This is a genomic window from Pseudomonas sp. AD21 (assembly GCF_002878485.1).
Taxonomy (GTDB): domain Bacteria; phylum Pseudomonadota; class Gammaproteobacteria; order Pseudomonadales; family Pseudomonadaceae; genus Aquipseudomonas.
Window position 1 is genome coordinate 1 of record NZ_NQYG01000108.1, and the last position, 9,740, is coordinate 9,740.

Annotated in this window: 8 protein-coding genes; 5 read left to right on the forward strand and 3 right to left on the reverse strand. The window is 58.5% G+C overall.

Annotated features, from left to right (window positions below; translation table 11 throughout):
* Positions 1–192: 192 nt before the first annotated feature.
* Entirely contained in the window at positions 193–1,779 is a 1,587-nt protein-coding gene (locus PseAD21_RS28830; protein WP_102359097.1) for an ABC-F family ATPase, read from the reverse strand.
* Between the two features lie 391 nt (positions 1,780–2,170).
* On the opposite strand from PseAD21_RS28830, the gene lpxO reads away from it, so the two are divergent.
* On the forward strand, positions 2,171–3,070 hold the full coding sequence (lpxO, locus tag PseAD21_RS28835) for a lipid A hydroxylase LpxO (protein WP_102359104.1): 900 nt from the start codon (positions 2,171–2,173) through the stop codon (positions 3,068–3,070).
* A 150-nt stretch (positions 3,071–3,220) separates the two neighbouring features.
* Here the strand turns inward: lpxO and PseAD21_RS28840 are convergent, their stop codons facing one another.
* Complete coding sequence (locus PseAD21_RS28840) at positions 3,221–4,093, reverse strand: Ku protein (RefSeq protein WP_102359098.1); 873 nt, start codon at positions 4,091–4,093, stop codon at positions 3,221–3,223.
* Positions 4,094–4,281: 188 nt separating this feature from the next.
* Between PseAD21_RS28840 and PseAD21_RS28845 the strand changes: the two genes are divergently transcribed.
* Complete coding sequence (locus PseAD21_RS28845) at positions 4,282–4,623, forward strand: hypothetical protein (protein ID WP_102359099.1); 342 nt, start codon at positions 4,282–4,284, stop codon at positions 4,621–4,623.
* Positions 4,624–4,675: 52 nt separating this feature from the next.
* Positions 4,676–5,821, forward strand: a complete 1,146-nt coding sequence (locus tag PseAD21_RS28850; protein WP_102359100.1) for a PQQ-dependent sugar dehydrogenase — start codon at positions 4,676–4,678, stop codon at positions 5,819–5,821.
* 143 nt (positions 5,822–5,964) lie between these two features.
* Here the strand turns inward: PseAD21_RS28850 and rimI are convergent, their stop codons facing one another.
* Positions 5,965–7,059, reverse strand: a complete 1,095-nt coding sequence (gene rimI / locus PseAD21_RS28855) for a ribosomal protein S18-alanine N-acetyltransferase (protein ID WP_102359101.1) — start codon at positions 7,057–7,059, stop codon at positions 5,965–5,967.
* 92 nt (positions 7,060–7,151) lie between these two features.
* Between rimI and PseAD21_RS28860 the strand changes: the two genes are divergently transcribed.
* Positions 7,152–8,726 (forward strand): RimK family protein, encoded by a 1,575-nt coding sequence (locus tag PseAD21_RS28860; protein ID WP_102359102.1) that lies wholly within the window; start codon positions 7,152–7,154, stop codon positions 8,724–8,726.
* Positions 8,727–8,733: 7 nt separating this feature from the next.
* Positions 8,734–9,657: a magnesium transporter CorA family protein gene (locus tag PseAD21_RS28865; protein WP_102359103.1), complete on the forward strand. Its 924-nt coding sequence runs from the start codon at positions 8,734–8,736 to the stop codon at positions 9,655–9,657.
* Positions 9,658–9,740 lie beyond the last annotated feature (83 nt).

The following is a 9,740-nucleotide window of genomic DNA, read 5'->3' on the forward strand; positions in this document are numbered from 1 at the left end:
CACCTAAAGCCGTTTAGGGGCTAGGCATGAACCATAGAATCTCCCACAGTTGAAACGCGTCCTCCTGTAGGAGTGAGCCTGCTCGCGATGGTGTCGGTACCCGTATAGATACTGGGCTCTGGAATGCAAAAAGCCCCGTCACATGGACAGGGCCTTAGCTTGAAGCTGGCAGCTCAATACTCGCAGCTGTTCTTAGAACACCACACCCTGACTACGCAGGTAGTCATCGTAAGTGCCGCTGAAGTCGGTCACGCCATCCGGGCTCAGCTCGATGATGCGCGTGGCCAGGGACGATACGAACTCACGGTCGTGGCTGACGAAGATCAGCGTGCCCGGGTAGTTTTCCAAAGCCAGGTTCAGCGCCTCGATCGACTCCATGTCCAGGTGGTTGGTCGGTTCGTCCATCACCAGTACGTTCGGCTTTTGCAGGATCAGCTTGCCGAACAGCATGCGACCTTGCTCACCACCGGAAATCACTTTGACCGACTTGAGGATCTCGTCGTTGGAGAACAGCATGCGGCCCAAAGTGCCGCGAATCATCTGCTCGCCCTGCGTCCACTGACCCATCCAGTCGAACAGCGTCACGTCGTCTTCGAAGTCGTGCGCGTGGTCCTGAGCGTAGTAGCCCAGTTCTGCGGCGTCGGTCCACTTGACGCTACCGGCATCCGGCGTCAGTTCGTTGACCAGGGTGCGCAGCAGGGTGGTCTTGCCAATACCGTTCGGGCCGATGATCGCCACGCGCTCGCCAGCTTCAACCTGGAAGCTGAAGTCTTTGAACAACGGCTTGCCGTCGAAACCTTTGGCCATCTTTTCAACCATGACCGCCTGACGGTGCAGCTTCTTGTTCTGTTCGAAACGAATGAACGGGCTGACACGGCTGGAAGGCTTGACCTCGGCCAATTGGATCTTGTCGATCGCCTTGGCACGGGAAGTAGCCTGCTTGGCTTTCGAGGCGTTGGCCGAGAAGCGGCTGACGAACGATTGCAGCTCGGTAATCTGCGCTTTCTTCTTGGCGTTGTCCGACAGCAGTTGCTCGCGGGACTGGGTCGCCACGGTCATGTACTCGTCGTAGTTGCCCGGGAACAGACGCAGCTCGCCGTAATCCAGGTCAGCCATGTGCGTGCACACGCTGTTCAGGAAGTGACGGTCGTGAGAGATGATGATCATCAGGCTGTTGCGCTGGGTCAGGACGTTTTCCAGCCAGCGAATAGTGTTGATGTCCAGGTGGTTGGTCGGTTCGTCGAGCAGCAGCACTTCCGGATCGGAGAACAGTGCCTGCGCCAGCAACACGCGCAGCTTCCAGCCTGGCGAGACTTCGCTCATCGGGCCGAAGTGTTGCTCGATGCCGATACCCAGGCCCAGCAACAGTTCACCGGCGCGGGATTCGGCGGTGTAGCCGTCCATCTCGGCGAATTCGGTTTCCAGCTCGGCCACGGCCATGCCGTCTTCTTCCGACATTTCTGCCAGCGAGTAGATACGGTCGCGTTCGGCCTTGACCTTCCACAGCTCTTCGTGACCCATGATCACGGTGTCGATCACGGTGAATTCTTCGTAGGCGAACTGGTCCTGGCGCAGCTTGCCCAGGCGCACGTTCGGCTCGAGCATGACCTGACCGCCGGACGGATCGAGGTCGCCGCCGAGGATTTTCATGAAGGTCGACTTGCCGCAACCGTTGGCGCCGATCAGACCATAGCGGTTGCCCGCGCCGAATTTGACCGAAACGTTTTCGAACAGCGGCTTGGCGCCGAACTGCATCGTGATGTTAGCTGTAGAAATCAAGAGTTTTTCCTGCGAAGCATTCTGAGTAGCGAGGGTGCGGCCGGAGCGCTTGGCCCGAGTCAAAGTGCGCTGAGGCGGGGAGAGTCCCGGCATCAACCAAGGGGGGCGCGTAAAGTTTGGCGGTGATTGTACTGGTCTGGCTCTTTAAACGATAGGGCGATGATGCCGCGCCTGCTGTTTGGCAGATTCAGCGGACAGTTTTTCACAGATGAGGTTCACTATTGGTTACAAAGTATGGCTAAAATGCCATCCAATTACCCAATAGCCGCTAACGGCATGGGCTCAAGGAAGTGCCACCGGGACAGTATTCGTATTCATGCCACTGCATCAGACCCTGGGCCTCCGGCCGGCAGGCGCGCAGTTTGTTCACTTTTGACGTGTGACGATTTCCGTGAAACTCATCATTGCCGCTATTTATGTCATTTCGATTGCATACGTTCACCTTCGTGGTCGTGTGCGTCACAAACTGGGCCGTCAACTGAGCGATCACTCGACGTTTCTGGCGCCTATCAATTGCTTCCTGTACCTGTTTTCGAAGAAACCGAACAAACCGTATCTCGATCCTTGCGAGTTTCCTGACCTGAGTCCGTTGCAGGCGCACTGGGAAGAAATCCGTCAGGAAGGGCAGGATCTGCTGCGCGCCGGTGAGATCAAGCGTTCGAATCAGTACGATGACGTCGGTTTCAACTCATTCTTCAAAAGTGGCTGGAAACGTTTCTACCTCAAGTGGTACGGCGAGAGCCATCCGTCGGCAATGAAGCTGTGCCCGCGCACCACCGAGCTGGTGCAGAGCATCGGTTCGATCAAGGCGGCGATGTTCGCCGAGCTGCCACCGGGGTCGAAACTGGTGCGTCACCGAGATCCTTATGCCGGCTCCTATCGTTACCACCTGGGGCTGGATACGCCGAACGATGCGGGTTGCTACATCAATGTCGACGGCGAGAGCTACCACTGGCGCGACGGCGAAGCGGTGATGTTCGATGAGACCTATATCCACTACGCCGAAAACACCACGGACAAGAACCGCATCATCCTGTTCTGCGACATCGAGCGGCCGATGAAATATCGCTGGGCGGCGGCGTTCAACGCCTGGTTCAGCCGCACCGTGATGTCGGCGGCCGGTGCGCCGAACGATGCGGGCGACCGTACCGGCGGGATCAACCGCCTGTTTACCAAAATCTACAAAGTCCGCCTGCGTGGCAAAGAGCTGAAAAAGCGTAATCGCGCGCGTTACTACATGGAAAAGTGGGCTATCTTCGGCGGTCTGCTGGCGGTGTTCATTCTGATCTGAGGCCATCGCCAACAGGTTGGCTTCCACAGGCGATGTGTAATTCTGGGGGCTCCCTTCAGAACGAAATGCATTCCAAATGTGGGAGCGAGCCTGCTCGCGAAAAGTCTCTCAAAGCCAACCTGTCAGCTTCCTGACAGGAACCGCATCTGATTATTCCCCAGAAGCTTTTTTGGTCTTCCTCGCCGGCGCAGCCTTGCCGGCAGGCTTGGCTTTCGCCTTCGACCTGGCCGGGGCTTTGCCACCCAGGCTGCGCTTAAGCAGTTCTGTCAAATCGATGACATCCGCCGTTTTGCGCTCTTCCTCACCACCGACCGTCTCGACATCCTCGATCTTGCCTTCATGGGCCTTTTTCTCGACCAGGGCCATGATCTTGTCTTCGAATCCATCCTTGTAGTCCTCAGGACTCCAGTCGCCGCTCATGTCCTGTACCAGGCGCCTGGCCATATCCAGTTCGCCCTTGGCCAGTTGCGGCTTGGTCACTTCGCTGCCCAACTCCAGCTCGTCCAGCCCGCGCACTTCCTGCGGCCAGCGCAGTTTGACCAGCACCAGCGCCGATTCCAGCGGCATCAGCGCCGCGAGATATTGCCGGGTGTGCAGAACGACGCGGGCGAGGGCGACCTTATTGGTTTTACTCAGGGTTTCACGCAGCAATGCGTAGACCTTGCCACCGCGCTTGTCCGGGGCGAGGTAGTAGGGCGTGTCGATGTTTTGCAGGGGAATCTGTTCGGCGTCGACAAACGAAAAGATGTCGATGGTCTGGGTCGACACTGGGTGCGCCGAACGGATTTCCTCCTCGCTGAGCACCACGTAGCGCCCCTTTTCATAGGCCACGCCTTTGACGATGTGCTCTTTGGTGACCTCCTTGCCGGTGACCTTGTTTACCCGTTTATAGCCCACCGGGTCCATGCTGCGGCTGTCCAGCCAGTCGAAGTCCACGCCGTGGGAGGAGGTTGCCGATACCAGCGCGACGGGGATGTGTACCAATCCGAAACTGATCGCGCCTTTCCAGATTGCCCGAGCCATAGTGAGATCTCCGAGTGATGATCAGGTGACCTGCGGCGCGTGGCGAAAGTTTCCAGTGATTGCGCAGGACTCAAGGGTTCTGGTCAAGCCGTGTTACATGTTGTTTAACGCCCATGGGTTAACAAATCCGAACCGGCGGCGTAGCGTGGACTCCAAGGCTCTATTCCCTGTGCATCGTGAGGCCGCCCATGAACCGAATTCCGCTAGGCATCATCGTTCTGCTCCTCGGGGCCGGTCTGGCGCACGCCGACATCGCGGCACCGCCCCCGTCGTTGTTGCTGGCACAAAGTCCCACGGGTACCAACAACAACCCCTACAACAGCCCGATCCGCCGGGCCAATCCCAACAGCATGCAGGGCACACAGCCCAATGCGCCGGCGATTCGCGGGCCGAACACGGCGCCTGTGCCCAGTTCACCCACTGTCGGTAACGGCGGCATCGGCAATGGCCAGCAGCAACGTTCGGTGCCGAGCACACCGCCGAAATTCATTCCCAACTCACCTCCACGAGACGCAGACAGCAACCGTTGAACGGCAGGACTGAGCGCCTGTCAGCCTTTCAAACGAACAAAAGGAATCGTGCATGTTGCGTAAAACCCTTCTAGCCACGCTGTGCGCCGGCGCGCTGATCAGCGCGCCAGCCTTCGCCGTCGCCCCCAAAGAGCTGCAAAGCGAGCAGGGCACCCTTGAAGTCACGACGATTACTCAAAACCTCGAGCATCCATGGGCGCTGGCGTTTCTGCCGGACCGCCAGGGCATGCTGGTGACCGAGCGCCTGGGCAACCTGCGGGTGATTGGCGCCGATGGCAAGCGTTCGGAACCCATCAGTGGCGTGCCGAAAGTCTGGGCCAAGGGCCAGGGTGGTTTGCTCGACGTGGTGCTGTCGCCGGACTTCAAGCAGGATCGGCTGGTTTACCTGTCGTACGCGGAGGGCGGTGGCGCCGGGGACAAGGCCGGAACGGCAGTGGGCCGTGGACGGCTGTCGGACGACCTGCGGACCTTGAAAGACTTCAAAGTGATCTTCCGTCAGGAGCCGAAGCTCTCGACCGGTAATCACTTCGGCTCACGGCTGGTATTCGACCGCGACGGTTACCTGTTCATCACCCTCGGCGAAAACAACGACCGGCCGACCGCGCAGGACCTCGACAAATTGCAGGGCAAAGTGGTGCGAATCTTCCTCGATGGCAGGGTGCCGGATGACAACCCGTTCGTGGGCCAGTCTGGCGTACGTCCGCAAATCTGGTCCTACGGCCATCGTAACCCGCAAGGCGCGGCACTCAACCCGTGGAACGGCACACTCTGGGAGAACGAGCACGGCCCCCATGGTGGCGATGAGGTGAACATCATCGAGCGCGGCAAGAATTACGGTTGGCCGCTGGCGACCCACGGCATCAACTACTCGCTGCAACCGATTCCGGAAGCCAAGGGCAAAAGCGTCGAGGGCGCCGTCGATCCGCACCATGTGTGGGAGAAATCCCCCGGCGTTACCGGCATGGCGTTCTACGACGCTGATCGCTTCAAGCCTTGGCAGCAGAATCTGTTCATCGGCGCATTGGTCAGTCAGGAGCTGATCCGCTTGCAGTTTGACGGCGACAAGGTGGTGCATGAGGAGCGGTTGCTGGGGGGCCTGAAACAGCGGATTCGTGACGTGCGACAGGGGCCGGATGGTTATCTGTATGTGCTGACGGATGAGGACAATGGTTCGTTGTACAAGGTCGGCCTGAAGTAACCTTCGTTATGGCAGGCGGATAGTCCAGTGGTGAGGGGGGCTTGCCCCCCGTTCGCCTGCGAAGCAGGCGTAGTTAAAACGGGGGCCGCTCTGCGACCCAGCGAGGGCAAGCCCCCTCGTCACAGGTGTCTGGGCACCAAGACTTACCGAGGTGACAAAACCACCGCCGCGCGCAATTTTCCTCGCCCAAACCGGCTCATCTTCTCAAACTCCCCATGGCTGACCGGCACATGCTGGCAGTCCATGGGCTGGCGATGCTGGCTGTGATCGACGTCGGGGTCGTGCAGGTACACAAAGTCCTCGTCGCAGTCGGTCACCACCACCCAATGTGGTGACTTGGAGCGGGTCAGGCGGTAGCTGCTGATCAGCACCAGAGGCTGACCACCCGTCTTCAGCAGGCGCGGCAGATCCAGATGGGTGTCGATCATGCGTTCGATGTCGGTCTCCTGCAGTTGCGCGGTGAACTCCTCATGTACCAGGCGCATGACATCTTTTTTATGCTCATCGCGCACGCCATCGAGAAACAACGGCCCGGCCATACTCAATTGCAGACGCACGCGCAAACCCCGGCGCCATGCCGCCAGTGCCAACCCTTGTGGGCTGCAGCCACCGTGGCCAGAGGTCATGAACACCGTGGTCGCTTCTCGCCAGAGTTGCAGTTCCTCGCGCCGCTCCAGCAAACGCCCGGGTTGCAGCGCACCCATGGCCATCAACAGGCATGCCGGGCCGCAGGTGAACTCGGTGGTTTGCGGGTAGTAGGGCACCTTGATGCTGCGTGAATCACGGTGTTGAACAATGCGTTTTTCCAGGCGCAGCGCGTCGGCATGGTCTTCGTAGTAATCGTGAATCAGCGCAAAACGCCGATAGCCGTTGCGCTCGTACAAGGCAATCGCGGTGGGGTTGTCTATGCGCACTTCCAGGCGCAGGTACGCGCAATCGTGCTCAACCGCGCGGGCCTCGATGCGTTGCAGTAATTGGTTACCCAAACCGATGCCGCGCGCTTCACCAGCAATGGCGATGGAATACAGCCGCGCCAGCGAGGTGCCGCGATGAAACAGCACCAGTGCGTAGCCGAGCAGTTGACCGGCATGTTCGGCGACCAGCAACTGCGCATGGGCGCGGGTGATCATCCATTGAAAGCTACGGCTGGTCAGCCGGTCCGTGGTGAAACATTGCATTTCCAGGGCCAGCAGCGCCGGCAGATCTTCAACTACCGCCAAACGAAAAACAGCCTTCATATGACCACCGTAAAAGTTGCGTAACGAAACGGGACTTTCGAAAAACTTCGTGCTTAATAGAAATGGTCTTGTTCTCCAACGGATCAATCTCTATGTCAGCGGTACAGGGTCATTGGCGCGAAGTATCCGAGCAAAGTTTGCCGGCGGCAACTATTTTAAATCCAGCCATCAGAACTTCCGGTCAAGTGTTGATCATCGTCGAACGCAAGGAAGACTGGGCCTCATACTTTCCCAGCGAGGACATCGTCACCGCGCAGGAATACCTTGAGCAAACCCGTGACAGCGAGCCGGGCAAGCGCGTGCAGGTGATCAATCTGTGCCGCAGTTACAAGTACCTGGGGCACGGTTACTACTGCTCGCTGCTAGCTGAAGCACGTGGGCACAAGGTGATTCCATCGGTGCGCACCATCAGCGAACTGACCAGGAAATCACTGTACGGCCTGGCACTGGATGACCTGGATAAAACCCTGGAAAAAGCCCTGAGTCATCACCTGTATAGCGATACCGAAGGTTTCACCCTGACACTTTACTTCGGCACGACGCATATCGAGCCGCTGCAGGATTTGGCTCGACAGTTGTTTGAAGTGTTCCCGTGTCCGATTTTGTTAGTTGAATTTCGCCGAACTAACGGTTGGCACATCGAAGGCATTAAGTCTGGCGCCTTGCACAAGTTGCGTGACGATCAGGAAGATCAATTCGCCAATGCGCTGGACGGTTTCAGCCGTAAAGTCTGGCGGGTGCCACGCTCGCCACAAGTGGCGCGTTATGACCTGGCAATCCTGCACGATCCGCAGGAGGCCTTGCCACCATCAAACGCCAAGGCACTGGAGAATTTCGTCCGGGTCGGCAAGCGCATGGGTATCGATGTCGAGCTGATCGAGCGCAAGGATTATGCGCGCCTGGCCGAATACGACGGCTTGCTGATCCGCGAGACCACCAGCGTCGACAACCACACCTATCGCTTCGCCAAGAAAGCTGAAAGTGAAGGGCTAGTGGTGATGGATGACCCGACGTCGATCCTGCGTTGCACCAACAAGGTCTACCTGACCGATCTGCTCAACAGCCATCAACTGGGCATGCCGGCCACCGAAATTCTCTACAAGGAACGACCGGAAGACTTTGAACGGGTCGGCGAACGCCTGGGGTTTCCGCTGGTGCTGAAGATCCCCGACGGCTGCTTTTCCCGTGGGGTGATCAAGGTCGAAAGCCAGCAGGCGCTGCTTGAAGCCACCGCCGAACTGTTCGAACACTCGGTGTTGCTGCTGGCGCAGGAGTTTTTCTACACCGAATACGACTGGCGCATCGGCGTGCTCAACCGCAAACCGATCTTTGCCTGCCAATACTTCATGTCCAAGGGCCACTGGCAAATCTACAACCACAAGGCCAAGGGCCAGGACATCAACGGCGAGTGCCGCACCCTGGCCGTTCACGAAGCGCCGCGAGCGGTGGTGGAACTGGCGGTGAAGACCGCCAACCTGATTGGCGATGGCCTCTACGGCGTGGACCTGAAACAGGCCGGCGACAAAGTGGTGGTGATCGAGGTCAACGACAACCCGAACCTCGACGCCGGCATCGAAGACGCCTATTTGCAGGACGATCTGTATTCACTGGTGCTGGAAGAGTTCGTGCGACGGCTGGAGCTCAAACGTCGCGGCCAGGCCTGGTGAAGCGCCGATGATCAGCAGTTTTGCATTGAGTCATGGCGCGTTGCAGCGGGTCGAGCGGCTGGATGCCGAGGTGATGCTGTTCAGTAATCCCGATGCTGGCGAGCGCGACTTGCTCCACCGCCACTACAAGGTCGACGAACACGCGCTGGCCTCGGCGTTGGACCCGGATGAGGTCTCGCGAATCGAGTTCCATCCCGACCACTTGTTTCTGATCTGGAAGCGCCCGGAAAATTATTCAGGCGGTGGCAGCCTGGCGTTTGAAGTGTCGTCCTGCGGCCTGTTGTTTTCGCCCGGCCAGTTGCTGGTGATCGCCACTGACGACACGCCGCTGCACGGCATTGGCACGCGCCAGCCGCTCAATGCGCCGCTGGATGTGTTGCTCGATTTGCTGTTCAACAACATCCACCACTACCTCGGCCACCTGAAGGTGATCAAACTGGTAGCCCGTGAGCTTCAACAGAAGTTCAACGCCTCGATGCAGAACCAGCATCTGGTGCAAATGTTCAACCTCAGCGAAAGCCTGATCTATTACATCAACGCGCTGCATAGCAACGGCGCGGTGCTGACGCGGCTGCGCAATCATGCCGATAAACAGCATTTCGGCAGTGAAGCGATCGGGCTGATCGACGACCTGATCATCGAGAACAACCAGTGCTACAAGCAGGCGGAAATCTACTCCACGGTGTTTTCCGGGCTGATCGATGCGCGCGGCAACTTGATGAACAACAGCATGAACAACCTGCTGCGTAAACTGACGTTGATCAACGTGGTGTTTCTGCCGTTGAACCTGATCGCCAGCATTGGCGGGATGTCGGAGTTCAGCATGATGACGGCAGGCACGCCGTGGTGGATCTCGTACCCGGTGTTTCTGCTGGTGATGCTGTTGGGGGCGGGGGGGATGTTGTTTGGGCTGCGGCGGTTGGCCAAGTGATTAATCGGTGCCTGAGCTGACGCCTTCGCGAGCAAGCCCGCTCCCACATTGGATCTGTGTCTGACGCATAACCCCTGTGGGAG

Coding starts and splice junctions, on each gene's coding strand:
- PseAD21_RS28860 (WP_102359102.1), top strand. CDS start 7,152: ATGTCAGCGGTACAGGGTCATTGGCGCGAAGTATCCGAGCAAAGTTTG.
- PseAD21_RS28865 (WP_102359103.1), top strand. CDS start 8,734: ATGATCAGCAGTTTTGCATTGAGTCATGGCGCGTTGCAGCGGGTCGAG.
- rimI (WP_102359101.1), bottom strand. CDS start 7,059: ATGAAGGCTGTTTTTCGTTTGGCGGTAGTTGAAGATCTGCCGGCGCTG.
- PseAD21_RS28850 (WP_102359100.1), top strand. CDS start 4,676: ATGTTGCGTAAAACCCTTCTAGCCACGCTGTGCGCCGGCGCGCTGATC.
- PseAD21_RS28845 (WP_102359099.1), top strand. CDS start 4,282: ATGAACCGAATTCCGCTAGGCATCATCGTTCTGCTCCTCGGGGCCGGT.
- PseAD21_RS28840 (WP_102359098.1), bottom strand. CDS start 4,093: ATGGCTCGGGCAATCTGGAAAGGCGCGATCAGTTTCGGATTGGTACAC.